This is a genomic window from Pseudarthrobacter oxydans (assembly GCF_030812335.1).
GTDB lineage: Bacteria > Actinomycetota > Actinomycetes > Actinomycetales > Micrococcaceae > Arthrobacter > Arthrobacter oxydans_B.
This window is the reverse complement of record NZ_JAUSSN010000001.1, coordinates 116,118-140,292: the sequence shown is the minus strand read 5'-3', so window position 1 is coordinate 140,292 and position 24,175 is coordinate 116,118. Positions and strand designations below refer to the sequence as shown.

At 68.9% G+C, this 24,175-nt stretch carries 23 protein-coding genes and 1 pseudogene; 21 read left to right on the top strand and 3 right to left on the bottom strand.

Features of this window, described 5'->3' with window-relative positions; genetic code table 11:
• The first annotated feature begins 3 nt into the window (after nt 1–3).
• The 8 genes from pcaG (at nt 4) to J2W14_RS00640 (ending at nt 6,883) form a co-directional block, all read left to right on the top strand.
• Entirely contained in the window at nt 4–570 is a 567-nt protein-coding gene (gene pcaG / locus J2W14_RS00675) for a protocatechuate 3,4-dioxygenase subunit alpha (RefSeq protein ID WP_307456927.1), read from the top strand.
• Nucleotides 567–2,099, top strand: a complete 1,533-nt coding sequence (locus J2W14_RS00670) for a lyase family protein (protein ID WP_307456924.1) — start codon at nt 567–569, stop codon at nt 2,097–2,099. The genes pcaG and J2W14_RS00670 overlap by 4 nt, the downstream gene beginning before the upstream one ends.
• Entirely contained in the window at nt 2,092–2,910 is an 819-nt protein-coding gene (locus J2W14_RS00665; protein ID WP_307456921.1) for an alpha/beta fold hydrolase, read from the top strand. Before J2W14_RS00670 ends, J2W14_RS00665 begins: the two co-directional genes overlap by 8 nt.
• Entirely contained in the window at nt 2,907–3,356 is a 450-nt protein-coding gene (gene pcaC / locus J2W14_RS00660; protein ID WP_307456919.1) for a 4-carboxymuconolactone decarboxylase, read from the top strand. The genes J2W14_RS00665 and pcaC overlap by 4 nt, the downstream gene beginning before the upstream one ends.
• 82 nt (nt 3,357–3,438) lie before the next feature.
• Nucleotides 3,439–4,650 carry a thiolase family protein gene (locus J2W14_RS00655; RefSeq protein WP_307456917.1) on the top strand — a complete coding sequence of 404 codons (1,212 nt, stop codon included), beginning with the start codon at nt 3,439–3,441 and terminating at the stop codon, nt 4,648–4,650.
• Nucleotides 4,651–4,654: 4 nt separating this feature from the next.
• Nucleotides 4,655–5,314: a 3-oxoacid CoA-transferase subunit A gene (locus tag J2W14_RS00650; protein ID WP_307456914.1), complete on the top strand. Its 660-nt coding sequence runs from the start codon at nt 4,655–4,657 to the stop codon at nt 5,312–5,314.
• A gap of 1 nt (nt 5,315) precedes the next feature.
• A complete protein-coding gene (locus J2W14_RS00645) occupies nt 5,316–6,020 on the top strand; it encodes a 3-oxoacid CoA-transferase subunit B (RefSeq protein ID WP_307456909.1) in 705 nt (234 codons plus the stop codon).
• A gap of 47 nt (nt 6,021–6,067) precedes the next feature.
• Nucleotides 6,068–6,883, top strand: coding sequence for an IclR family transcriptional regulator domain-containing protein (locus tag J2W14_RS00640; RefSeq protein ID WP_307456905.1), 816 nt, complete (start codon nt 6,068–6,070; stop codon nt 6,881–6,883).
• A gap of 6 nt (nt 6,884–6,889) precedes the next feature.
• Here J2W14_RS00640 and J2W14_RS00635 read toward each other — a convergent pair whose 3' ends face one another.
• The gene (locus tag J2W14_RS00635) at nt 6,890–7,129 is read right to left on the bottom strand and encodes a hypothetical protein (RefSeq protein WP_307456903.1); all 240 of its coding nucleotides are present in this window, start codon (nt 7,127–7,129) and stop codon (nt 6,890–6,892) included.
• A 227-nt stretch (nt 7,130–7,356) separates the two neighbouring features.
• Between J2W14_RS00635 and J2W14_RS00630 the strand changes: the two genes are divergently transcribed.
• The 10 genes and pseudogenes from J2W14_RS00630 (at nt 7,357) to J2W14_RS00585 (ending at nt 19,067) form a co-directional block, all read left to right on the top strand.
• Nucleotides 7,357–8,295, top strand: a complete 939-nt coding sequence (locus J2W14_RS00630) for a diacylglycerol/lipid kinase family protein (protein WP_307456900.1) — start codon at nt 7,357–7,359, stop codon at nt 8,293–8,295.
• Between the two features lie 408 nt (nt 8,296–8,703).
• A complete protein-coding gene (locus J2W14_RS00625) occupies nt 8,704–10,287 on the top strand; it encodes a sugar transferase (protein ID WP_307456897.1) in 1,584 nt (527 codons plus the stop codon).
• 17 nt (nt 10,288–10,304) lie between these two features.
• Entirely contained in the window at nt 10,305–11,393 is a 1,089-nt protein-coding gene (locus J2W14_RS00620; RefSeq protein WP_307456895.1) for a Gfo/Idh/MocA family protein, read from the top strand.
• Complete coding sequence (locus tag J2W14_RS00615) at nt 11,390–12,385, top strand: NAD-dependent epimerase/dehydratase family protein (protein ID WP_307456892.1); 996 nt, start codon at nt 11,390–11,392, stop codon at nt 12,383–12,385. The genes J2W14_RS00620 and J2W14_RS00615 overlap by 4 nt, the downstream gene beginning before the upstream one ends.
• Nucleotides 12,382–13,554 (top strand): DegT/DnrJ/EryC1/StrS family aminotransferase, encoded by a 1,173-nt coding sequence (locus tag J2W14_RS00610; RefSeq protein ID WP_307456889.1) that lies wholly within the window; start codon nt 12,382–12,384, stop codon nt 13,552–13,554. The genes J2W14_RS00615 and J2W14_RS00610 overlap by 4 nt, the downstream gene beginning before the upstream one ends.
• The gene (locus J2W14_RS00605) at nt 13,547–14,206 is read left to right on the top strand and encodes an acetyltransferase (RefSeq protein ID WP_307456887.1); all 660 of its coding nucleotides are present in this window, start codon (nt 13,547–13,549) and stop codon (nt 14,204–14,206) included. The genes J2W14_RS00610 and J2W14_RS00605 overlap by 8 nt, the downstream gene beginning before the upstream one ends.
• The gene (locus J2W14_RS00600; protein WP_307456884.1) at nt 14,203–15,336 is read left to right on the top strand and encodes a DegT/DnrJ/EryC1/StrS family aminotransferase; all 1,134 of its coding nucleotides are present in this window, start codon (nt 14,203–14,205) and stop codon (nt 15,334–15,336) included. The genes J2W14_RS00605 and J2W14_RS00600 overlap by 4 nt, the downstream gene beginning before the upstream one ends.
• Nucleotides 15,337–15,374: 38 nt before the next feature.
• A pseudogene (locus J2W14_RS00595) lies at nt 15,375–15,764 on the top strand (VanZ family protein); the annotation flags it as partial.
• A 78-nt stretch (nt 15,765–15,842) separates the two neighbouring features.
• The gene (locus J2W14_RS00590) at nt 15,843–16,436 is read left to right on the top strand and encodes an acyltransferase (RefSeq protein WP_307458241.1); all 594 of its coding nucleotides are present in this window, start codon (nt 15,843–15,845) and stop codon (nt 16,434–16,436) included.
• A 9-nt stretch (nt 16,437–16,445) separates the two neighbouring features.
• Nucleotides 16,446–19,067, top strand: coding sequence for a WecB/TagA/CpsF family glycosyltransferase (locus J2W14_RS00585; RefSeq protein ID WP_307456881.1), 2,622 nt, complete (start codon nt 16,446–16,448; stop codon nt 19,065–19,067).
• 91 nt (nt 19,068–19,158) lie between these two features.
• On the opposite strand, the gene J2W14_RS00580 is transcribed toward J2W14_RS00585, so the two are convergent.
• Both J2W14_RS00580 and mscL read right to left on the bottom strand, forming a co-directional pair.
• Entirely contained in the window at nt 19,159–20,043 is an 885-nt protein-coding gene (locus J2W14_RS00580; RefSeq protein WP_307456878.1) for an amino acid-binding protein, read from the bottom strand.
• Between the two features lie 63 nt (nt 20,044–20,106).
• On the bottom strand, nt 20,107–20,640 hold the full coding sequence (gene mscL, locus J2W14_RS00575; RefSeq protein WP_307456876.1) for a large conductance mechanosensitive channel protein MscL: 534 nt from the start codon (nt 20,638–20,640) through the stop codon (nt 20,107–20,109).
• Between the two features lie 196 nt (nt 20,641–20,836).
• Between mscL and J2W14_RS00570 the strand changes: the two genes are divergently transcribed.
• The 3 genes from J2W14_RS00570 to J2W14_RS00560 are packed head-to-tail and all read left to right on the top strand — an operon-like array spanning nt 20,837 to nt 24,136.
• A complete protein-coding gene (locus J2W14_RS00570) occupies nt 20,837–21,802 on the top strand; it encodes an ABC transporter ATP-binding protein (RefSeq protein WP_307456874.1) in 966 nt (321 codons plus the stop codon).
• 1 nt (nt 21,803) lies between these two features.
• Entirely contained in the window at nt 21,804–22,976 is a 1,173-nt protein-coding gene (locus tag J2W14_RS00565) for an ABC transporter permease (RefSeq protein WP_307456870.1), read from the top strand.
• The gene (locus J2W14_RS00560) at nt 22,973–24,136 is read left to right on the top strand and encodes an ABC transporter permease (protein ID WP_307456868.1); all 1,164 of its coding nucleotides are present in this window, start codon (nt 22,973–22,975) and stop codon (nt 24,134–24,136) included. Before J2W14_RS00565 ends, J2W14_RS00560 begins: the two co-directional genes overlap by 4 nt.
• The last annotated feature ends 39 nt before the right edge of the window (nt 24,137–24,175 follow it).

The following is a 24,175-nucleotide window of genomic DNA, read 5'->3' as shown; positions in this document are numbered from 1 at the left end:
AGCATGAGTAAACTCACTCCGACACCGGGCCAGACCGTGGGCCCCTTCTACGGCTACGCGCTGCCCTACACCAAGGACCGCGAGCTGCTGGCTCCCGGTTCCCCGGGCTCCATCCGGCTCCAGGGCACCGTCTACGACGGCGCCGGACACCCGATTCCGGACGCGATCCTGGAAATCTGGCAGGCGGACGCCGAGGGTAACGTCCCGCACCACACGGGTTCGCTCGTGCGCGACGGCTACACCTTCACCGGCTTCGGCCGCAGCGCCGTCGGCAACACAGGCGTCTTCACCTTCACCACGGTCAACCCCGGCCCCACCGAGGACGGCGCAGCGCCTTTCATCGCCGTTGCGGTCTTCGCCCGCGGACTCATGAACCGGCTCTTCACCCGGATCTACCTGCCGGAGAACGGTGAGGCCCTGGCCGCGGATCCGCTGCTGTCCTCGCTGGATCCGGAACGCCGCAAAACCCTGATCGCACGCCGCGACGCCGACGGCGGCCTAAGCTGGGACGTCCGGCTCCAGGGCCCGGGCGAGACGGTGTTCCTCGACTTCGAGGGCGCCTCGAAGTGATCTCTCGTGAAACCAGCGGAGCCACCGGGGGCGACGCCGGCCCGCAGGGCGATTTTGGCCTCCTGAGTCCCGTGTCGGCGTCGCCCTTTGTGGCGGCGCTGACCGGGGACCGGGCCGTGCTGACCGCCCTGCTCCGGGTCGAGGCCGCCTGGGCCGCGGTCCTGGAACAGGCAGCACTCGCCCCGGCCGGGTCCGCCGCGGTGGTCGCCGCGGCGGCCGAGGTGGGCCGCTATGACGTCGCGGACCTGGCCGTGCGCGCCCAGGGCGGCGCCAACCCGGTGATCCCGCTGCTGGCGGATCTCCGCAGTCAGGTCAAGGCCCTCGACGCGGCGGGTATCGGTGCCGGGAAAGCCGTGCACACCTCGCTAACCAGCCAGGACGTCCTCGACAGTGCGCTTATGCTGCTGTGCAGGGAGGCGGTCCGCGGACTGCTCACCGAGCTCACGGCAACGACCGCGGCACTGGCCGCCCTCGCCGCACAGCATGCGGACACCCTGTGCGTGGGGCGCAGCCTCACCCAGCACTCCCTGCCGTTCAGCTTCGGACTCAAGGCGGCCCAGTGGTTCCACGGACTCGCCGCTGCCGCCCGCCGCCTGGCGGCCCTCGAATTCCCCGTCCAGACCGGGGGAGCGGCCGGAACCCTGGCCGCGGGCACCGTGCTGACGGCGGGCTCAAGCCTCAGCCCCCTGGATCTCTCCGATCGGCTGGCCGCGGAACTCGGACTCGCCGCCGTCCCGGCCCCCTGGCACACGAACCGGCTGGCCGTGACATCCCTCGGTGACGCCCTGGCCTCCGTGACCGACGCTGCGGGCAAGATCGCCGCCGACGTGCTGTTCCTCAGCCGGCCGGAGGTCGCCGAGCTCGCCGAACCGCGCGCCGCCGGCCGGGGAGGGTCCTCTGCCATGCCGCAGAAGCAGAACCCGGTACTCTCCGTGCTGATCCGCAGCGCAGCCCTGCAGGCGCCCGGCCACGCCGCCCAGCTGCACCTGGCCGCCGCCAACTTCAACGATGAACGGCCCGACGGTGCCTGGCACAGCGAATGGCCGGCGCTCCGCCAGCTTCTCCGCCTTGGCCTCGGCGCCGCCGTGCAGCTCCGCGAACTCGCCGAGGGCCTGCAGGTCTTCCCCCAGGCCATGCGGCGGAACCTGGATCTTTCCGGCCCGCTGCTGCTCAGCGAGGCCGTCACGGCCGCCGTCGCACCGCTCCTGGCGGGAAACGTCGCGGGTAAGAAAAGCGCGGACGGCAGGCAGCGGCTGCAGGCGGTGGTGGACGAGACCCTCCGGGTCCCGGCCGCGGACCAGGCGTCCACCTACCGGCGGCTGCTCCGTGCAGCCGTCCCGGCGGACCTGCTCTCCGACGCCCGGCTGGAGCAGCTGCTTGATCCGGCCAACTACCTCGGCCAGGCCGCCGAGATCTCCCGGCGCATCCTCGCCGCCTACCCGGACTACAGCGGCCGCGTCACTGACGCAGTCGCCGGTTCCCACACCGCATCACCGACCCCCGAGCTGAACGGAGCCTCCCGTGGCTAGACCAACTCTCAAGGCAGTACTGCTGTCACCCCAGCGCCCGCTGGGCGACAAGCCCCTCCTCGTGGTGGGCCCGTCGCTGGGCACGTCCACGTTGCTGTGGACCCAGGCCGGCGCCCTGCTCGGGGACGACGTCGACGTCGTCGCCTGGGACCTGCCGGGCCACGGCATCTCGCCGGCCGCCAAGGAAACTTTCACCGTCGCCGAACTGGCAGACGCCGTCGTCGAGCTGGTGGATTCGATCGCCCCCGGAGCGAGTTTCCACTACGCCGGCGTGTCCCTGGGCGGGGCCACCGGCCTGCAGCTGGGCATCAAGCACGGCGAACGGCTCAAGAGCCTGTCCGTGCAGTGCACCGGAGCGAAGCTCGGCACGCCCGAGGGCTGGCTGGAACGCGCGGAGACCGTCCGTACGCAGGGAACGCCCGTGATGATCCAGGGCTCGGCGCAACGCTGGTTCGCCCCCGGCTTCATGGAGCGCCAGCCGGAACTCAGCGGCCGGTTGCTGCACAGCCTGCGCGACGCCGACCGGTTCAGCTACGCCTTCTGCTGCGAGGCCCTCGCCGGCTTCGACGTCCGGGACGAGCTCGGCAGCATCAGCGTCCCCACCCAGGCCGTCGCCGGCGCCCAGGACAGCGTCGCCCCGCCGTCCTTCGCCGAGGCGATCGCTGCAGGGATCACCGCCGGCGGCGGCACCGCCAGCGCCGTCACCCTCGAAGGGGTGGCACACCTGGCCCCGTTTGAGGCACCCGGCCACGTCGCCGAGCTGCTGCGGAGCCTCATCACCTGGACTGAATCCAGCGGAGCAGCCAAGTGACCGGCGCAGATCTCAGCGGCGCAGCGCGGAACGGCGTCGTCCAGCCGGAGGCCACCAGCCAGGAAATCTACGACGGCGGAATGGCCGTCCGGCGCGAAGTGCTCGGAGCCGCGCACGTCGACCGCGCCAACGCCGCCAGGGATTCCTTCACCGAGGACTTCCAGGACATGATCACCCGGATCGCCTGGGGCGGCATCTGGACCCGGCCGGGCCTGACCCGGCAGATGCGCTCCGCGGTCACCATCACCGCGATGGTGGCCCACGGCCACTGGGAAGAACTGGCCATGCACCTCCGCGCCGCCGTCACCAATGGCCTGAGCCGGGACGAGATCAAGGAAATCCTGCTGCAGACCGCCATCTACTGCGGGGTCCCCTCCGCCAACACCGCCTTCAAGACCGCCCAGCAAGTCTTTGCCGAGCTTGACGCAGCCACCCCTCCCAACTAGCTGGCTGCTGGGGCCGTTTTGAGCCCTCAGAACGGCCTTATCTGCTACCTGGTTGGGATTCTCGACGGAAATTAGAGGAATCATGAATCACGCTTTTCTGTACGACGCCGTGCGGACCCCGTTTGGGAAGTTCGGCGGCGGGCTCGCCGGGGTCCGCCCGGATGACCTGGCCGCACATGTGATCGGTGAAGCCGTGAAGCGCGCGCCGGGCCTCGATGTCGAGCGCATCGACGAGGTCGTGTTCGGCAACGCCAACGGTGCGGGCGAGGAAAACCGCAACATCGCCCGGATGGGCACCCTCCTGGCGGGCCTGCCGGTCTCGATCCCCGGCACCACGGTCAACCGGCTCTGCGGGTCCTCGCTGGACGCGGCGATCATCGCGTCCCGGCAGATCAACACCGGCGACGCGGAGCTGATGCTGGTCGGCGGCGCCGAGTCGATGTCCCGCGCGCCGTGGGTGCTGCCCAAGACCGAGAAGCCCTACCCGGCCGGGGACATGACCCTGGTCTCCACCACCCTGGGCTGGCGGCTGGTGAACAAGGCCATGCGCCCGGACTGGACCGTGTCCCTGGGTGAGGCCACCGAACGGCTGGCCGAGAAGTACGGGATCACCCGTCAGGCCCAGGACGAATTCTCCGCCAACTCCCACAACCTCGCCGCCGCGGCCTGGGACGAGGGCTTCTACGACCGGCTCGTCACGCCGGTTCCCGGCACGGACCTGGTCCGGGACGAGGGCATCCGCGCCGGGTCATCGGCGGAGAAGCTCGCCGGGCTCAAGACCGTGTTCCGGACCGAAAACGGCACCGTCACCGCCGGGAACGCCTCGCCGCTCTCCGACGGCGCGTCCGCGGCCTGGCTCGGCTCCGAGAACGCCGCCGGGATCCTGGGGATGGAACCTTTGGCCCGCATCGCCGGCCGCGGCGCGCACGCGAACGATCCGCAGTACTTCGGCTACGCCCCGGTGGAGGCCGCGAACAAGGCCCTCGCCAAGGCCGGCATCGGCTGGGACCAGGTCGGCGCCGTCGAACTCAACGAGGCCTTCGCCGCGCAGTCCCTGGCCTGCATCAACGCCTGGGGCATCGACCCCGGAATCGTGAACCGGCACGGCGGCGCGATCGCCATGGGCCACCCCCTCGGCGCCTCCGGCGGCCGCATCCTCGGCACCCTGGCCCGGTCCCTGCAGACCTCCGGTGAACGCTGGGGCGTCGCCGCAATCTGCATCGGCGTCGGCCAGGGCCTCGCCATCGTCCTCGAAAACATGACCGTTACCGGAACCAACACAGAAAAGGCGTAAGCGAATGCTGAACTTTGTAGACACTGTCGGCGAGGCCGTCGCCGGCATCAAGGACGGCTCCACCGTCATGATCGGCGGCTTCGGCAACGCCGGCCAGCCGTTTGAACTCATCGACGCGCTGATGGACTGCGGAGCCACCGGCCTCACCGTGGTCAACAACAACGCCGGCCAGGGCGATCAGGGCCTGGCGCTGCTGATCAAGGAAGGCAGGGTGAAGAAGATGATCTGCTCCTTCCCGCGGCAGTCCGACTCCTGGCACTTCGACGCGAAGTTCCGCGCCGGCGAGATCGAGCTCGAACTAGTGCCGCAGGGCAACCTCGCCGAGCGGATCCGCGCCGCGGGCGCCGGGATCGGCGGCTTCTTCACCCCCACCGGCTACGGCACCATGCTGGCCGAAGGCAAGGAAACCCGCATCCTCGACGGCCGCGGCCAGGTCTTCGAGACCCCCATCCACGCCGACGTCGCGCTCATCAAGGCGTTCACAGCCGACGGCAAGGGCAACCTCGTCTACCGCAAAACCGCCCGAAACTTCGGCCCGATCATGGCCGCCGCGGCCAAACACACGATCGTCCAGGTCTCCGGGATCGTCCCCACGGGCGGCCTCGACCCGGAGATCATCGTGACCCCCGGAATCTACGTCAACAGCATTGTGAAGGTGGCCTGAGATGAGCGTCCAGTCCAATGACCAAACGGCAAGCCCCGCCGGCATCCGGACCTCCGAGAAGCCCCTGGGCCGCGATGACCTGGCCCGCCTGGTGGCCCGGGACATCAAGCCCGGCTCCTTCGTGAACCTCGGCATCGGCCAGCCCACCCTGGTCTCCAACTACCTCGAGCCGGAACAGGACATCACGCTCCACACCGAGAACGGCATGCTGGGCATGGGCCCCGAGGCCACCGGGGACCAGATCGACGGCGACCTTATCAACGCCGGCAAGATCCCGGTGACCGAACTCCCCGGAGCCTCCTACTTCCACCACGCCGACTCCTTCGCGATCATGCGCGGCGGGCACCTGGACATCTGCGTGCTCGGCGCGTTCCAGGTCTCCGCCACCGGCGATCTCGCCAACTGGCACACCGGCGCGCCGGACGCGATCCCGGCCGTCGGCGGGGCCATGGACCTCGCCACCGGCGCCAAGGATGTCTTCGTCATGATGACCCTCCTGACCCGCGAGGGGATCTCCAAACTCGTCGAGACCTGCAGCTACCCGCTCACCGGCATCGGCTGTGTGACCCGCGTGTACACGGACAGGGCCGTCTTCCTGACCGGCCCCGACGGGGTCGAGGTCCGGGAAACCTTCGGCTGCACGCTCGAGGAGCTGCAGGACATGGTTCCGGTGCCGCTGAGGGCCGCGTCCGCCGCCGGAAGCTGAGCATCCGCTCGCACGGATAAAGTGGTGCGGGACCGAGAGGCATGGAAATGATTGACGCAGCAAAGGGCGCCAAGGCCGGTGGCGCGCCGGCGGCCAGTGACCAGTACGTGCAGTCGCTGGCGCGCGGCCTGGCGGTGATCCGCGCCTTCGACACGGACCATCCGAAGATGACGCTAACGGAGGTGGCCGCCCGGACGGACCTCACCCGGGCCACGGCGCGGCGGTTCCTGTACACGCTCGTGGAGTTGGGCTATGTCCGCACCGACGGCAAGATCTTCGCGCTGACCGCCAAGGTGCTGCAGCTCGGCTACGCCTACCTGTCCGGGCTGTCGCTGCCGCAGCTCGCCCAGCCCCACCTCGAGGAGTTGTCGCTCCAGCTGGGGGAGTCGACCTCGGCCGCCGTGCTGGAAGGCACGGACATCGCCTACATCGCCCGGGTCGCGACGCGACGGATCATGACCGTCGGCATCACCGTCGGTACCCGCTTTCCGGCGTACGCCACCTCGATGGGCAGGGTGTTGCTGGCGGCGCTGCCGCCCGACCAGCTGCAGGACTACCTTGCCAGCACTGAAATCCGGCCCCTGACCCCGCTGGCCATCGGCACGCGCGAGGGACTGCTCGCCGAACTTGCCACCGTGAGGGAGCAGGGCTGGTGCCTGCTGAACCAGGAACTGGAGCTCGGGCTGATGTCCGTTGCCGCGCCCGTCCACGACGGCCCTAAGGTGGTCGCCGCCATCAACGTGTCATTGCAGGCCCAGTCGGTCGCGAGCCGGCCGGACCCGGCGGCCTACCTGGACTCCGTGCGGGCGGCAACGGTGGCCACCGCCGAAGTCATCTCCGCGGACCTGTCTTCCGGGCGTTAGGGGAGCTCAGCTGGACGGGTCCGCAGCCGGGGCGGTGGAGACCGTGATGGTGACGCCGGCTTCGTCGTCACGGATCTTCAGATGCAGGTCCTTGCCCACAAGGCAGGCATGAATGTCCTCGCTGTCCGCCGGGGCGATCTGCTCCGCCAGGCGCGTAACCGCCCGCGCCATGGCGCGGCCCCAGTCGTGGGGATCGGTGCTGGACGCTTCGGCCTCGGCCGAGTAGTTCTCGTGTGGTTCGGACATGTACTCCCGCTTCCCGCCCCTGGAGTGCGGCCTGTCAGGCTGATCCGGACAGGCAGCCGGCCCAAAATCGCTTGGGACGGCAGGCTCCAGTACTTGAGCATGGCCAGTCTAGTGACTCCGGCGCGCGGACGTCCACGCTTCGCGCCCCGGCTGCGGAAGTTACGTGCGGAATCCCGCTAGGATTTCAATCCGGGACACCTCACGCCCCCTTGCCTCCGAAGGATGCCATGCCAGAGAACAATCCCGCGCCTGACAGCACTCCACAGGTTAGGCGCGCAGCCGTAATCATCAACCCCGCCAAATCCGTTGGTTCGTCGCTCCAGGGCGCAATCCTCCGGCTGTGCGAAACGCAGGGATGGGCCGAGCCGCTCTGGCTCGAAACAACGGTCGAAGACCCGGGCGCCGGTCAGGCGCGCCAGGCGCTGGAGGCCGGGGTCGACGTCGTTATTGCCGCGGGCGGCGACGGCACCGTGCGTTGCGTCGCCGAGGTGCTCGCCGGCACCGGCACACCCATGGGCCTGGTGCCGCTGGGAACCGGAAACCTCCTGGCCCGCAACCTCGGCGTGGACATCACCGATCCCGTCTCGGCCTGCTACGACGTGCTCAACGGCAGCGAAAAGGCCATCGACGTCGTCAAGGCGCGGCTGAACCACTCGGATGAGGAGCAGGTGTTCCTGGTGATGGCCGGGCTCGGCTACGACGCCGCGATCATGGCCGACACCGTCGATGTGCTCAAGGACCGCATGGGCTGGCTCGCGTACGTTGAGGCGGGCATCCGTAAACTCCCCGGCAAACCGGTCAAAGCCAGGATCAGCGTCGACGGCGGGGAACCCGTCCGCCGCAGGATCCGCAGCGTCATGATCGGCAACTGCGGCCGGATCATGGGCGGGGTCGAGATCTTCCCGGACGCCAAGGTCGACGACGGCGTGCTGGACCTGCTGGTCCTGGCCCCGCGCGGCCGGCTCGGCTGGCTGGGGGTTGTGGCCGGGATTTTCGGCCGGAACAAGCGCGAGACCGAATCGGTGGAGTATTTCCAGGGAAAATCCGCTGAGATCACCCTGGAGCACGAGCAGGAATTCCAGCTGGACGGTGACCACCTCGGCACCGGAACGCATCTCGCCGTGGCCGTCGAGCGCGACGCCCTGAAGATCCTGATGACTACTTAGACCACCCTCCACCGGCGTTCGGCGGTACCTGCCTGCCAGATTCCGGTGCCAGCGCGGGCGGCCATGTCCGGGTAGTGAGTACTACCCGGACATGGCCTTTTCGGCTTGGTTCGTAAAGGCAAGTAGCAACCACTCGTGACCGGCGTATTCCCACCATCTTTGATTGGCTCAGGCATCAAATGATGCAGCCAATTGCCTTTTGGAGGGAGTCGCAATGGCACGCTGGTTCGCTGTCGCCCCGGATGTTCGGCCTCCTGACCGAACATCCTTAATTTGTGCGGACGAAGCGTCCGCCGGCCCGCGGCCCAGTGGCCCCAGCAGGTCCCGGTGACACCGCGGTCCGAGGGCATGCCGCACGGCCTGACCCTCCAAACCCCCGGACACACCGCTGGCCGCCCCGGAGGGACGATGGCCGACCTCGCGTACGCGCCCCACGCCCTTCACGCGTCATACGTCGGCCACAGCGCTCCCGCATCCTTCGAGCCGCTCCGGGCCTCCGTCGCCGCTGCTGACACTGCGGGGCTGCCCGCCGCTGCGGTCGCCCCTACGCCGGCCCCGGCACGGCCCTCCGGCCGGGAATGGGCGCGGTTCCTGCGCCGCGTGCTGCGGGGCACAGATGCCGTGCTGGTCATCCTCTGTGTCACCGCCGGCTTCCTCGTCCCCTTCGACGGCGGCCAGCCCTTCGCGGGAGGCCTCAGTGACCTCAACGCGGCCGCCATCGGCGGAGTCCTAGGCGTGATGTGGATTGCAGCCCTTGGCCTCTACCGCACAAGGGACACGAAGATTTTGGGAGCCGGGACCAGCGAATACAAGCGGGTTGCTGCCGCCAGCGGCGCGGTCTTCGGGCTGCTCGCCGTCGGCCTCGTGGCGTTCCGCGTGCAGCCGGCATCGGCGTTCTACCTGGTCTCCCTACCGCTGGGACTCACCCTGCTGCCGGGCAGCCGCTGGGTTGCCCGCCGCTGGTACAACGCGCGCCAGTCGCAGGGACAGTACCTCGTCAAGGCGATCGTCATCGGCCAGGCGGAGGATGTGCGCTACGTGCTCAAGCGGATCGCCCGGAAGTCCGGCGCCGTCTACGAGGTCCTCGGCGTATCGTTGCCCGGCGGGCGGCGGGGGACGTCGTTCGACGTCGACGGCCGGCGGGTTCCTGTCCTCTCCTCCACGGATGACGTCGTACGGACGGTTGGCCGGTGCGGTGCGGAAGCAGTCATCGTGGCCGGGCCGGTCCCCGGCGGCAACCAGTACATCCGCGAACTGGGCTGGGGGCTGGAGGAGCACCAGGCGGAACTGGTGCTCGCCTCGTCCCTGACCAACGTCGCCGGGCCCCGGATCCACTGGCGCCCGGTGGAAGGGCTGCCGTTGATGCACGTGGATGTGCCCCGCTACAGCGGCGCCAGGCATGCTTTCAAGCGCCTGCTGGACATCGCGGTCGCCGCGGCTGCCCTGATCCTGTTGTCGCCCCTCTTCCTGGTCCTGGCGATCATCGTCAAGCGCGACAGCCCGGGACCGGTCCTGTTCCGGCAAGAGCGGGTGGGCAAGGCCGGGCAGCCATTCCGGATGCTCAAGTTCCGGTCCATGATCACGGACGCCGAAGCCGCGCTGTCTAGTCTCGGGGTGCAGAACGAGGGAGCCGGTGTTCTCTTCAAAATGCGCAATGATCCCCGCGTGACCCGCTGCGGACGCTGGATGCGCCGTTACTCGCTGGACGAACTGCCGCAGTTCTGGAACGTCCTGTGCGGCGAAATGAGCCTGGTCGGGCCCCGCCCGCCGTTGCAGCGTGAGGTGGGCGGCTACGAGCGGCATACGCACCGCCGGCTGCTGATCAAACCGGGGATTACCGGGCTGTGGCAGGTCAACGGACGTTCGGACCTGCCGTGGGACGAGGCCGTGCGGCTGGATCTCTACTACGTCGAAAACTGGTCGATCATGGGCGACGTCATCATCATATGGCGCACCTTCAGGGCTATGTGCGTGCCTGCCGGCGCGTACTGACTGAGTGAGGAAACACAATGAATGAAACACGTTCGGGGTACTCCCGCGGCCTGATGCGGGCAGCGGTCATCGGTGCGGGCTACTGGGGACCCAACCTGGCGCGAAACTTCACGGCGAGTCCCGACTGGGAGCTGGCCGGAATCGTCGACCTGGACCAGCCGCGTGCCGCTAAGCTCGCCGCGGCCCAGGGCGGTGTTCCCGTCTTCCGGTCCATTGACGAGTTGCTCGACACGGCCGACGTCGACGCCGTTGCGATTGCGACGCCGGCTCACACACACCACGGAATTGCCCTGACGGCGCTGCAGGCCGGGAAGCATGTGTTGGTCGAGAAGCCCCTCGCTGACAGCCGGCTTAAGGGGCTGGAGATGGTCGAGGAAGCGGATGAGCGGGGGCTGGTCCTGATGGCGGACCACACCTACTGCTACACGCCGGCCGTCCTGAAGATCCGGGAACTGATCGCCGACGGGTCCCTGGGCGACATCCTGTTCATTGATTCGGTCCGGATCAATCTGGGGCTCGTGCAGCCGGACGTCGATGTCTTCTGGGACCTGGCCCCGCACGACCTGTCCATCCTTGACTTCATCCTGCCCGAGGGGCTGCGGCCGGTGGAGGTCGCGGCGCACGGCGCGGATCCGTTGGGTACCGGCCATGCCTGCATCGGGCACCTGACGTTTGCACTGCCCAACGACGCCATGGCCCACGTCCACGTCAACTGGCTGAGCCCGACCAAGATCCGCCAGCTGGTGGTCGGCGGCTCCCGGCGCACCCTGGTCTGGGATGACTTAAACCCCCAGCAGCGGCTCAGCGTCTACGACCGCGGAGTGAGCCTGGACCGCCAGTCCCGGTCCTCGGCCGACCGGAAGGCCTCAGCCATCTCCTACCGGCTGGGTGACACCTGGTCGCCGGCGCTGCCCGAACACGAGGCGCTGGGGCAGATGGTGGCCGAATTCGCCAACAGTATCCGGCAACAGCGCCCGGCCAGGACCAGCGGCGCATCCGGCCTGCGGGTGCTGTCCGTGCTGGAGGCTGTCAGCGACAGCCTCAGCGCGGACGGGAAAGCCAGCATCGTCGTCGGCAACGAAGCGAAGCTGGAGGCCAGCCGATGAGCACGCTTCAGGGCGCGCAGGTCCTGGTCACCGGAGGAGCGGGAACCATCGGCTCCACTGTCGTGGACCACCTGCTCGACGCCGGCGCCGGCACGATTGACGTGCTGGATAACCTGGTCCGCGGCCGGCGGGCCAACCTCGATCCGGCGATCGCCAGCGGCCGGGTCCACCTCATCGAAGGGGACCTCCGCGACCGGGACCTCGTCCACGACCTGAGCCGGGGCAAAGACATCGTCTTCCACCAGGCGGCCATCCGGATCACCCAGTGCGCCGAGGAACCCCGGCTCGCGCTCGAGGTGCTGGTCGACGGGACCTTCAACGTGCTCGAAGCCGCCTCCGCCCAGCGGGTCGGCAAACTCGTGGCCGCCTCCAGCGCCTCGGTCTACGGCATGGCGGAGACCTTCCCGACCTCGGAACGCCATCACCACCACAACAACGACACGTTCTACGGCGCCGCAAAGTCCTTCAACGAGGCCATGGCCCGCAGCTTCCGTGCGATGTCCGGCCTGGACTACGTGCTGCTGCGCTATTTCAACGTGTACGGGCCCCGGATGGACGTCCATGGGCTCTACACCGAGGTGCTGGTCCGCTGGATGGAGCGCATCGAGGACGGGCTGCCGCCGCTGATCTTCGGCGACGGACAGCAGACCATGGATTTCGTCCACACCCGGGACGTGGCCCGGGCCAACATCCTGGCCGCAGGCAGCGGCGTAGACGAGGGTGTGTACAACGTCGCCAGCGGTGCCGAGACCAGCCTGCTGGAACTGGCCGAGGCACTGTTGCGGGCCATGGATTCGGAGCTGCACGTGGAGCACGGCCCCGAGCGGGCCGTCAACGGGGTCGTCCGGCGCCAGGCGGACACGGCCGCGGCGCGGCGCGACCTGGGATTCAGAGCCGAAACCGGGCTCGAAGACGGGCTGCGGGAACTTGTGAACTGGTGGCGGCCGCTGCGCGACGAGATTGCGGATGCCAGGGTCGGAGGTGCGCGGTGACCGTCAGCCAGGACCGGGCCCTGAGCCGGATCAACGTCATGAGACCGTGGCTCGGGACCGAGGAAGCCGAGGCCGTCGCCGAAGTGATCGCCTCCGGCTGGGTGGCGCAGGGGCCCCGCGTGGCGCGCTTCGAGGAAGCCTTCGCCGGCACACAACAGGCCGCCCACGCCGTCGCCGTCTCCAACTGCACCACGGCCCTGCATCTGGCCCTGAAAGTGGCCGGCATCGGGCCGCGCGACGACGTCGTGGTGCCTTCCCTGTCCTTCATCGCCACCGCCAACGCGGTCACCTATGTGGGCGCCAGGCCGGTCTTCGCCGACGTCGAACCGGACACCGGGAACGTGTCCGTCCGGACAATCGCCGCAGCCCTGACCCCCGCCACGCGCGCGGTGATCGTGGTCGACCAGGGCGGCATGCCGGTCGATCTGGTGCCGATCCGGGCCCTCTGCGACGGACTGGGCATCACCGTCGTCGAGGACGCCGCCTGCGCGGCGGGATCCACCTACCGGGGCCGGCCGGTGGGGGCGGGCGCCGAGCTCGCCGCCTGGTCGTTCCACCCCCGCAAAATCCTCACCACCGGGGAAGGCGGGATGCTGACCACTCACAACGCAGGATGGGCGGACCGCGCCCGGAAGCTCCGCGAGCACGCCATGAGCGTCTCCGCGAAGGACCGGCACTCCACGGTCCTGGCGCCGCCGGAGGAGTACGGGGAAATCGGGTTCAACTACCGGATGACGGACATGCAGGCCGCCGTCGGGCTTGTGCAATTGGGCCGGCTGGAGGAGGCGGTGGCGCGGCGCCGGGCCATTGTCGCCACCTACCGGGAGGCGCTCTCCGGGGTAGCGGGGCTGCGCTTCAGCCAGGACCCGCCGTACGGCACCAGCAATTTCCAGTCCTTCTGGTTCGAAGTCCTGCCGGGCTTCGCCGTCGGGCGCGAGGAACTACTCGAGCGGCTGGCCAATGACGGGATATCCGCCCGGCGGGGCATCATGGCCGCGCACCGTCAGCCCGCCTACGCCGGGCTGAACACCGGCCGGGCGGACCTGTCCGTGACGGAACGACTCACAGACCACACCGTGATTCTGCCGGTCTACCACCAGTTGACCCCGGACGAGCAGTCCCGGGTCATCGATTCAATCCTGAAGGCTGCGGGGAGTTCCCATGACTGAGTTACTGCTGATTGGCGCCAGCGGCCTTGCCCGCGAGGTGCTTGCCTGCGTCCGCGAGAACGGACAATTCGACGTGGTCGGAATCCTCGACGATGACGAATCCCAGGTCGGGTCAGCTCTGGACGGCGCACCCATCATGGGTCCCGCCAGCCACGCCCTGCGCTATCCGGAGGCACGGGTGGTCGTCTGCATCGGTGCGGGAACGGGGCGCGAGCGGGTCGTCGCCAGACTCGCCGGGCTCGGTTTCCCGAGCCACCGCTTCGCGACAGTGGTCGACCCTTCCGTGCGGATTCCATACTGCTGCGACATCGGTCCCGGAAGCATCCTGCTGGGCAACGTCACACTGACCGCCGGCATCACGGTCGGGAGCCACGTCGTGATGATGCCCGGAGTGACGCTCACCCACGACGACGTGGTGGAGGACTTCGCCACCCTGGCCGCCGGCGTGTCGCTGGGTGGCGGTGTCAGGATTGGGCGCGCGGCATACCTGGGCATGAACTCCTGTGTGCGGGAAGGCGCCAGGGTGGGGGCGGGAACGAGGGTCGGCATGGGAGCCGCCGTGCTGGGCGACGTTCCCGACGGAGAGACGTGGGCCGGAGTCCCGGCGCGCGTGCTGGAACCGGCAGCGACTGCAGCGGGTGGTGTGCGGTGACCCGGGCCAGAATCGCCGGCATTTCCGTACCCTTCGTTGACCTGGGCGCCCAGCAGGACGAGATAGCCGCTGAAGTCGAGATTGGGCTGAAGGACGTCTTCGCGCAGACCTCCTTCATCGGAGGCCCGGCCGTGGCCGAATTTGAGCAGGCCTACGCCCGGTTCCTCGGTACCCGGAATTGCGTCGGGGTGGCCAACGGCACGGACGCCCTGGAACTCGCACTCCGTGCCTCCGGCGTCACGGCCGGAGCCGAGGTCATCCTCCCTGCCAACACCTTCATCGCGACGGCCGAGGCGGTCAGCCGGATCGGCGCCGTACCGGTGCTCGCCGACGTCGACCCGCAGTACCTGCTGATCGATCCGGAGCGGGTGGCGGAGGCAGTGACTCCCCGGACCCGGGCCATCATGCCCGTCCACCTGTTCGGGCAAACGGCCTTCGTCGAGCGGCTGGCCCCGGTTGCGGCAGCCTGCGGCGCCGTGATTGTGGAAGACGCCGCCCAGTCCCAGGGCGCTTCCCGCCATGGCCGCTTCGCCGGCACGCTGGGGCTGGCCGCCGGCACGAGCTTCTATCCAGGCAAGAACCTCGGTGCCGCCGGGGATGCCGGAGCTGTTGTCACGGATGACGACGACCTCGCAGCCCGGGTCCGCATGCTCGGCGCCCACGGCAGCGAACGGAAGTACCAGCACGACGCGGTCGGCATGAACTCGCGCCTCGACACCATCCAGGCGGTGGTGCTCAACGCCAAGCTGCGCCGGCTGGCCCTGTGGAATGAACGACGGCGGAAGGCCGCGGCACGCTACCAGGAACTGCTGGCAGACCTGCCAGGTGTCGAGCTACCCCGCACGGCCCCGGGCAACCTCGATGTCTGGCACCTGTACGTCATCCGAGTCGCAGAACGGGACCGCGTGCTTGCTGCCCTGACCGAAGCGGGTGTCGGCGCGGGCATCCACTACCCGGTTCCGGTGCACCTCAGCCGCGCCTACCGGGGCCTGGGCCTGGGTCCAGGATCGTTCCCGGTCACGGAGCGGGCCGCCCGCGGGATGCTGTCGTTGCCGCTCTTCCCACACATCAGCAAGGCCCAGCAGCAGTACGTGGCGGACCAGTTGCAGGCAGCCCTGGGACAGCCGTGACAACCCCGGAATCCCTGTCCCCTGCGGGAAGCCAGGCGATGAAAGCGAAGGCTCACCGGGGGATCTTGCTCACCGCATTGGCGCTTTATCTCGTTGGCCTCGCGTTCGTCGGCGCCTGGCCGACGCCCGTGGAGCGTCCCCTGGCCGGTCTGCTGAAGGATCTTATTGACGCTGTGCGGGGCAACCCCCTGACAGCCGGCATGACATACATACACGTTGAGGGGGCTGCTAACGTCGTCCTCTTTGTTCCTCTGGGGCTGATGATCGCCCTGCTCCTGCCGATCCGCCGGTGGTGGCTGGCGGGGGTCGCTGGCCTGCTGATCTCAGCCACGATCGAAACCGTCCAGTACCTTGCGTTGAGCCAGCGCTATGCAAGTTTGGGTGACGTTGTGAACAACACCTTGGGTGCTGTGCTTGGTGCTGTGGCCATTCGGGTAATTCGAACACGCCCCGCGCAAGTGACAGCGCCGGACCCGGGCGCTGAGCCCGATACCAGGAGGAGCGCCATGACATCCATCGCCGAAACGGCGGACGTGGCAGACACGGCCGCCATTGGAGAGGGAACGAGGATCTGGCACCTCGCACAGGTCCGCGAGGACGCCAGTGTGGGCAGCAACTGCAACATCGGACGCGGCGCCTATGTGGGACCCGGCGTCGTCCTAGGCAACAACTGCAAACTGCAGAACTACGCCCTCGTCTATGAGCCGGCATGCCTGGCTGACGGCGTCTTCGTCGGCCCCGCGGCGGTGCTCACGAATGACCTGCACCCGCGGGCGATCACCCCGGACGGGACGCTCAAGGATTCGGACGATTGGGTCGCTGTCGGCGTCACCGTCGGCAAGGGGGCGTCCATCGGGGCCGGCGCCGTTTGTATCGCCCCGGCGTCCATTGGCGAGTGGGCAACGGTGGCTGCCGGAGCGGTGGTGACGCGGGACGTTGCGGCGTACGCCGTCGTCGTCGGCGTCCCGGCCAGGCAGACGGGCTGGGTGGGTGAGGCCGGGCACCCGCTCAAGCAGGACGGCGGCAGCTGGCTCTGCCCGGCCACCGGCCGGAGGTACGTCGAAACCAGCGGGCAATTAACGCCAGCGGTAATGGACTGAGGAGGCGGCGTGGAAAAGCTGGATAGAAGCAAGGTCATTCTTGGCGGCACACCGGTGGATCTGATGGAACCCGAACCGGCGCTGAAGAGGATACTCGCCAGGGTGACCGACGGTGCCGGCCTCCCGCCGCTCGGGGTTGCTTCGGTCAACCTGGATCATTTGCACCATTTTGGAACCGGCGGCCGATGGGCGGGTACCCTGCATGCGGACCCCGCGAGTGGCGTGGATTGGCTCTACCTCCTTGACGGAGCGCCCCTGGTTTCCCAGTCCCAGCGAATCACCGGGCACCGGTGGCCACGGCTCGCCGGCAGCGATCTGGCATCGCCCCTGCTGGCGCGGGCAGAGCAACTCGGGCTGAGGGTGGGATTCCTCGGCGGGTCCGAAGCCAACCAGCGGCTGCTGTCGCAGAAGATCGCAAATGAGCACCCGGACCTGCAGCTCTCCGGCATGTGGTCTCCGAGCCGGGAGGAACTGGCCTCAGTCCCTGACTCCGAGCGGATCGCCGGCGAGATTGCCGCGTCCGGCACGCAGATCCTTTACGTGGGACTCGGCAAGCCCCGCCAGGAGCTCTGGATCGACCGGTACGCGGAGGCCACGGGGGCGGCTGTCCTGCTGGCCTTCGGCGCGGCGGTCGACTTCCTGGCCGGCAGGGTCCAGCGGGCCCCCGACTGGTTTTGTGAGCACGGCCTGGAATGGGGTTACCGGCTGGCCCTGGAGCCCAGGCGGCTGGCCGGCCGCTATCTCGTTGACGGACCGCCGGCCTACTTGAAGCTGCGGACCGCCTCCTGCGCCGTCCCGCCGGCCCGCACCGAACCCCTGACCCAGGCCGCCCCTGCCCCGCGGACTCCGGGCCGCTTCACCGGGCCGGAGGGTTCGGCGGACGCCGTCGTCGTCATTGTCACCTACAACAGCTCTGGATGCGTGGAGACGCTGCTGGAGAGCCTGCGGGTGGAAACAGCCGACCTGACCTTGCGTGTTCTCGTCGCAGATAATTCCTCCAGCGACGGCACCCTGGACCTGGTGCGCCGCAGCCACCCCGACGTCCATGCGTTCAGTACGGGCGGCAATCTGGGCTACTCCGGTGGCATCAACGCCGCCATGTGCCGGGCAGGCGATGCGGCCACCGTGGTGGTGCTTAACCCCGACCTCACGGTGGAACCGGGCAGCTTCAAAACGATGATGCATCGGCTGATTGCCTCGCAGGCCGGGGCCGTGGTTCCACGCCTCTTGAACGAGCGGGGCGTCACTAGCCGTTCACTCTACCGGGAGCCAACCGTCGCCACGGCTGTGGGCGATGCACTGCTGGGAAGGCGGGCGCCCAACCGGCCAGGCTGGCTGGCCGGCACGGACTACGCCCCGGAAAGCTACGCCCACCCCCACCCTGTGGACTGGGCGACCGGTGCTGCGCTGATGGTCCGGCGTCCGCTGGCGGACGCTCTGGCGTGGGACGAGTCCTACTTCCTCTACAGCGAGGAGACCGATTTCTTCCGGGGCCTGCGGACCATGGGGGAAACCGTCTGGTACGAGCCCGAGGCCGTCATGAACCACACCGGAGGGGCTTCCGGAAACTCACCGGAATTGAATGCGCTCCTGGCCGTCAACCGTGTTCGCTACATCCGTAAGTACCATTCCGCTGCCTACTCGGCGGTTTTTCACGGGGCCGTCGTGTTGTCTGAACTGTTGCGGTGCTGGAAGCCGGAACACCGTGGTGTACTGCGGACGGTGCTCGACCAGGGCAGCTGGACTGCGCTGCCCGGACCGGGCTCGGACCCCGGGATGAACGCGGACGCCGGAAGTTTCCCCCACGGCTCCGTGATTATTCCGGCGCATAATGAGGCCTCCGTGATCGCGCGGACCCTGGCGCCGCTGGCCAGGCTGGCTGCGACCGGACAACTGGAGGTCATTGTGGCCTGCAATGGTTGCAGCGACGATACCGCCAGGATTGCAGGCCAGTTCGAGGGCGTGACGGTGCTGGAGTTAGAGCAGCCGTCCAAGACCGCCGCGCTCAACGCCGGTGATGCCGTCGCCTCGCACTGGCCGCGGCTGTATCTCGACGCGGACGTGCAGATCAGTCCGGGCACTGTGCGCGCCGTGCTCAACGCGCTGCTCTCCGGCCAGGTTCTCGCCGCCCGTCCGGCTGTTCGCTTCGACCTTCAGCACGCGCACCCCCTGATCCACTCGTACTACCGCACCAGACTGCATCTGCCGGCGGCCCGCAGCGGACTGTGGGGAGGCGGTGTGTACGGCCTGTCCCAGGAGGGGCGGCAGCGTTTCGAGCAGTTCCCCAACCTGACAGCCGATGATTTGTTCGTGGACCGTCTCTTTGAGCCCTCAGAAAAAGCCGTCCTGGACGTGGAGCCGGTGGTGATCTGCCCGCCGAGGACACCCAAGGATCAACTGGCTGTGCTGCACCGCGTCTACCGCGGCAACGCCGAGCAGAACGACGGGCACAGCACGGCCAGTCAGACGCTGTCGGAGGTCGTTCGCTCGATTCGCGGTCCTCTCTCCGCCGTCCACGCCTCGGTCTACATGGGCTTTGCCCTGGCTGGCCGCCGGGGCACCGCACATCCGGCGGGGTGGGAACGCGACGCCAGCACCCGACAGCCGGGTGCCGGCGGCAACCTCCACTGAGCGAACAACACCAGGGGAACTCCGAGGAACATTGAGGGAACACCCAGGAAACACTTGACCGACGCTGAAATGCAGCGCGGAACCCGCGCCTTCACCGGCCGGTGGCAGGGCTGTGCGCGAGGATCTCGGCGAGCTCGGCCAGCCGGTGCGCCCGGGCTGACTCCGCCGGGGTGAACGGCTCGCCGGGACGGACAAAGGTGATGGGGCCGTGCCAGGCGGTCGGGATCCTCAGCACGGATCCGTCCGGGGACGGCGCCGTGCCCGCCTTGGCAGAGGCAGCCGCGGCGCCCGTACCCGGCCTGGCCTCGATCCGTGCGCGGAGCAGTTCAGCGACCGCCAGCGGCAGCTCCGCCGGGTTGGCTGCGATCCTTGCCGCGAGGCTCAGCGCCCCGGTCTGCCCGTCAGCCATGGCCAGTGCCGTGGTGGGCCAGACATGCGGGTCGAAGCCGCCGCCGTCGCGCAGGGCCTTCAGCAGCTCCGCTTCGCCGAGTTCGCCGGGCGCGGACAGCACAAACTCATCCAGCACGCCGCCGTCGACCGGGTGCACATGGATGCTCAGGATGTTGGTGTCCAGCCTGGCCAGCGACTGCGTGAGTTTCTGCAGTGACCCCGGCCGGTCCTTTAAGACGGTGCGGGCCCGCCACAGGGCCGGTGCGGCCCCGAGCCGGCGGCGGTGCCGCAGGGCCGGGGCGTGCAGCCAGCGCCGCAGCATCCGCGCCGCGGATGGTTCCGCGACCCAGATGACCAGGACGGTGGCGGTCAGCGTGAGGACCAGGACCTTCGCCACATAGGGCAGGTGCGTCCCCACCACCGCGGCATGCACGGCCAGCTCGATCGGCAGCATGACGGCGACGTTGGCCAGGGTCAGCCGGGTCTTGGTCGGTTCGGGCATCTGGCCGCAGACCTCGCAGCTCAGTTCGGCGGCGGCCGGATCCTGTGTTTGGCCGTGATTCTTGCCAAGGGCTGAGGGCTTCATGGGTCCCATGATGTCCGGCGGCTGTTACAGGCCTATTGCCGGCCGGTGACGATTCCGCTCAGACTAGCGGCCGCGCCTGCCGGCCGCCTCGACGGTCTGCTCCCGAGTGCGCGCGCCGGCCAGATCGTCAATGCGGTCCACAGCCGGTTCGCCGTCCCGCGCCAGGGTGGGGCCGGACGACCGCCCGTGTTCCGCGCCGGCGAGCTGGGCCAGCAGGTCACGGATTTCGGCCAGCAGCGCCGTGTCCGCCGGGAGCGGCTTCTCCTCCGGCTCCGCTGTGGCGAGGCGCTTCTTGACCAGATGGTTGATCCGGTTCATCGGCGCCACGAAAATGAAGTACACGACGGCGGCCGTGATCATGAACGTGACGAACGCCGTGATGACGGCGCCGAAGTTGACGAAGGTCTTCTCGTTCCCCGGCCAGATGGGGAAGCCCAGCCCGTTGGTCTCAACCCCGCCGGCTGCCGCGATGATCGGGTTCACGATGTTCGAGGTAAACGCGCCGACCAGGGCGGTGAAAGCCGTGCCGACAACGACGGCGATGGACAGTTCGATCACGTTGCCGCGCAGGATGAAGTCCTTGAATCCTTTGAGCATGGGTCCTCCGGTGTGCCTTGATTTGGTTCTGTGTGCCGTGTCCCGGGGCGCGGGAATCAACCGCTAGACGCTATCACTTCCGCGGCCTGGTCTCCGGATTCGTCGCCCGTCTCGGGACACGGCACCGGGAATAAGGTCCCTGTCCATTGCCCGGCCGGACCCCGAGGCTAGGCTGGACACAACAAAGCGGCGGGGGATGCTGGTGGAAGTAGTACAGACACAAACCAGGGACGTGCTGGACGTCAGCGGACTGGTCAGGCGCTACGGGGAGCTGACCGCCGTCGACGGTGTTTCCTTCCACATCCGCTCCGGCGAAACCTACGGGCTGCTGGGACCCAACGGCGCCGGTAAGACCACCATCATCTCCATGGTCGCGGGCCTGATCCCCGCCCACGGGGGAACCGTCCGTGTGGCGGGCCGGGCCATGACCCCGTCCAAGACGGAAGCCAAGCGCATTATCGGCCTCGTCCCGCAGGAACTGGCCATCTACCCGGACCTGACCGCGCGGGAGAACCTGAAATTCTTCGGCCGGCTCCAGGGGCTCCGCGGCAGGGAGCTGACCCGGCGCACCAACGAGGTGCTGGAGCTGATCGGCCTGAACGACCGTGCCGGTGACCTGACCAAAAAGTACTCAGGCGGCATGAAACGGCGGCTGAACATCGGCATCGGCCTGCTCCACCGCCCCACCCTGCTGATCCTGGACGAACCGACAGTCGGGGTGGATCCGCAGTCCCGCAACGCCATCCTCGAATCCGTGGAAAGGCTCTCCGTCGAAGGCATGGCGGTGCTCTACACCACGCACTACATGGAGGAGGCCGAGCGGCTCTGCGACCGGATTGCGATCATTGACGAGGGCCGGGTCCAGGCCGAGGGCACCCGGGACGAGCTGATCACGCTCACCGGCGGCGTGGACCGGATCAACCTGCGCGGCGGCGGGAGCATGTCCCGGGCCGCGGAGGCCCTGCGCGGGCTGCCGGCGGTGCAGCACGTCGACAACGACGGGGCCGGGCTTATCCTCACCGTCAGCGACGGACCCACCGCACTCGCCGGGATCGTGACCGGAGCCGGGCACGCCGGAATGTCCGTCACGTCGGTGGAGATTGTCCGGCCCGACCTGGAGTCCGTGTTCCTGCACCTGACCGGCAAAGCGCTGAGGGACTGAGATGCCCGGTCTGTGGACCATGGTCGCCAAGGACCTGCGCCAGCGCATCCGGGACAAGTCCGTCTTCATCTTCTCCCTCATCGTCCCGCTCGCGCTCATGGGCGTGTTGAGCCTGGTGTTCGGCGGACTCGGTGAGGACACCGTTGACCTGCAGCCGGCCACCGTCGTCGCCAGCGCGGACGACGCCGACCAGCTGGGTGCCGCACTGCTCGGCGCCGTTGATTCACTCGAGATCATGGACGTCACCATCAAGCGGGTCCCCGCCGCGGACGTCCGCCACGAGACCCAGGCCAGCGGCGCCGACCTCGGCATCATCATTCCCGAGGGCTTCAGCAACGCGGTGCTCTCCGGCCAGGCCGCGTCGGTCCAGCTCGTTGAGGGTGACAACGCCTCGCTGGAATCCGGCGTGCTGATCTCCGTGGTCCAGGGGGTCGTGGACCAGTTCGCCGCCGGCACGGTGACCGCCGCCGCCGGCGGCCTTTCCGGGCTGCCGCGCCAGGATCTCGCGGCGCTGGCCCGGCACGCTGCGGCCGGACCGTCCCTGCTCACCCTGACCGAAGGGCAGGCCGCCGCGGAACAACTCTCGCTCCGCGGCACGCTCGTGGCGGGCCAGGCCGGGCTGTTTCTGATGTTCACCGTCGGATTCGGTGTGCTGGGGCTGCTCGCGGAGCGGGAACAGGGCACCCTGGCCCGGCTGCGGTCGATGCCGGTCACCGGCGCCGCCGTGATCACGGCCAAGGCCTGCACCGGCTTCATCCTGGGCGTCGTTGCCACCACCGTCCTGCTCACCGCCGGCTCCCAGCTGTTCGGCGTCTCCTTCGGCTCCCCGCTCGTGGTGGCCGCGCTGATTCTGAGCGTCGTGACGGCCGCGACCAGCTTGACGTTCGTCGTCGCGCGGCTGGTCCGGACGGCGGAGCAGGCCAACGTGGCGCAGTCCATCCTGGCGGTGGTGCTGGGGATCGCGGGCGGCGCTTTCTTCCCGGTCCAGGGCACCGGTTTCGCCGCAACGCTGCTGGACCTCAACCCGATCGGCGCGTTCAACCGGGGTCTCGGGATCTCCGCCGGGGGCGGAAACGTCGGGGACGTGACGGGGCCGGTCGCGGTTATGCTGGCGTTCGCCGCGGCCGGGCTGCTTCTCGCGCGCATCCTCCCGGACCGGGGGGCGCAGGCATGAGCGCCATCGTCGCGATCGCCACCGTGGAACTGCGTCGCTTTCTGCGGGACAAGTCGAACCTCTTCTTCGTCTTCATTTTTCCGCTCATGCTCATCCTGCTGCTCGGTTCGCAGTTCGGTGCCGGCAGCGGCCAGCCCCGGGTGACCATCGCCGGACCCGGCAGCACGCTCACCCAGGCCCTGACCGCGGAGCTCGAGTCCGCCGGCGTCGACGTCACGGCAAGCGGTGAGGACGCGGCCAGGGCGGACCTCCGCCGCGGCCGCACCGACGTCGGCATGTTCCTTGACGACGCCGACGCTGCCGCTTTCCATGCCGGCCGGCCGGCCGAGCTTGCCGTGGTGATGGCCTCGCAGTCCTCGGCCCAGGCCGTGCTGCAGCAGGTCCGCACGGCCGTGCAGGCCGTGGGCCTGGACCGGAGCCAGCTCGCTGCCCTGACCGGCGCCGGAATCCCCGAGGAGCAGGCCCGCCCGGCCCTGGACCAGGCCGCCGCGCAGGTGGCGGCGCCGACAGTGCAGATCGTGGACACCGGCGACGTCGTGCAGGAGTTCCGGGGACTGGGGAAGTTCGATCTCGGCGCCTCGCAGCAGCTGTTGCTCTTTGTCTTCCTCAGCTCACTCACCGGTGCGGCCACGCTGATCCAGGCGCGGCGGTTCGGTGTCGTGGGCCGGGTCATGTCCGCTCCGGTGTCCAGCGGCCAGGTCGTGGCCGGGCAGGCGCTGGGACGCTTTGCCATCGCCTTCGTCCAGGGCGGGTTCATCATGGTCGGCACCGCGCTGCTGTTCGGCGTCGACTGGGGCAACCTGTGGCTCTCGGCCCTCGTGCTGGTGCTCTTCTGCGCCGTCTCGGCCGCCGCCGCGATGATGGTCGGCTCGGTGATGGACAACGACACCGCCGCCGCCGGCGTCGGTGTGGGCGCCGGACTCGTGCTGGCGGGCCTGGGCGGCTGCATGGTGCCGCCCGAGTTCTTCCCGGAAACGCTGGCCGCGGTCTCGTTCGCCACGCCGCACCGCTGGGCGTACGAGGCGTTATCGGCCATCCAGCGCCACGACGGCACCTTGGGTGACGTCCTGCCCGAGCTGGGGGTGCTTGCCGGCATGGCCGCGGCACTGCTCGTGCTGGGCGCCGGGCTCCTGCGGCGAAGCCTCAACCGGGCCCTCTAGCGCTGCGCACCCCCGGGCCGGCGGGGCGCCGCGGCGTAG

Excerpts from the sequence above, each read along its gene's own strand:
- pcaG (WP_307456927.1), top strand. The coding sequence starts at position 4 with ATGAGTAAACTCACTCCGACACCGGGCCAGACCGTGGGCCCCTTCTAC.
- J2W14_RS00655 (WP_307456917.1), top strand. The coding sequence starts at position 3,439 with ATGAATCACGCTTTTCTGTACGACGCCGTGCGGACCCCGTTTGGGAAG.
- J2W14_RS00650 (WP_307456914.1), top strand. The coding sequence starts at position 4,655 with ATGCTGAACTTTGTAGACACTGTCGGCGAGGCCGTCGCCGGCATCAAG.
- J2W14_RS00645 (WP_307456909.1), top strand. The coding sequence starts at position 5,316 with ATGAGCGTCCAGTCCAATGACCAAACGGCAAGCCCCGCCGGCATCCGG.
- J2W14_RS00640 (WP_307456905.1), top strand. The coding sequence starts at position 6,068 with ATGATTGACGCAGCAAAGGGCGCCAAGGCCGGTGGCGCGCCGGCGGCC.
- J2W14_RS00635 (WP_307456903.1), bottom strand. The coding sequence starts at position 7,129 with ATGTCCGAACCACACGAGAACTACTCGGCCGAGGCCGAAGCGTCCAGC.
- J2W14_RS00630 (WP_307456900.1), top strand. The coding sequence starts at position 7,357 with ATGCCAGAGAACAATCCCGCGCCTGACAGCACTCCACAGGTTAGGCGC.
- J2W14_RS00625 (WP_307456897.1), top strand. The coding sequence starts at position 8,704 with ATGGCCGACCTCGCGTACGCGCCCCACGCCCTTCACGCGTCATACGTC.
- J2W14_RS00620 (WP_307456895.1), top strand. The coding sequence starts at position 10,305 with ATGAATGAAACACGTTCGGGGTACTCCCGCGGCCTGATGCGGGCAGCG.
- J2W14_RS00615 (WP_307456892.1), top strand. The coding sequence starts at position 11,390 with ATGAGCACGCTTCAGGGCGCGCAGGTCCTGGTCACCGGAGGAGCGGGA.
- J2W14_RS00605 (WP_307456887.1), top strand. The coding sequence starts at position 13,547 with ATGACTGAGTTACTGCTGATTGGCGCCAGCGGCCTTGCCCGCGAGGTG.
- J2W14_RS00590 (WP_307458241.1), top strand. The coding sequence starts at position 15,843 with ATGACATCCATCGCCGAAACGGCGGACGTGGCAGACACGGCCGCCATT.
- J2W14_RS00580 (WP_307456878.1), bottom strand. The coding sequence starts at position 20,043 with ATGAAGCCCTCAGCCCTTGGCAAGAATCACGGCCAAACACAGGATCCG.
- mscL (WP_307456876.1), bottom strand. The coding sequence starts at position 20,640 with ATGCTCAAAGGATTCAAGGACTTCATCCTGCGCGGCAACGTGATCGAA.
- J2W14_RS00570 (WP_307456874.1), top strand. The coding sequence starts at position 20,837 with ATGCTGGTGGAAGTAGTACAGACACAAACCAGGGACGTGCTGGACGTC.
- J2W14_RS00565 (WP_307456870.1), top strand. The coding sequence starts at position 21,804 with ATGCCCGGTCTGTGGACCATGGTCGCCAAGGACCTGCGCCAGCGCATC.
- J2W14_RS00560 (WP_307456868.1), top strand. The coding sequence starts at position 22,973 with ATGAGCGCCATCGTCGCGATCGCCACCGTGGAACTGCGTCGCTTTCTG.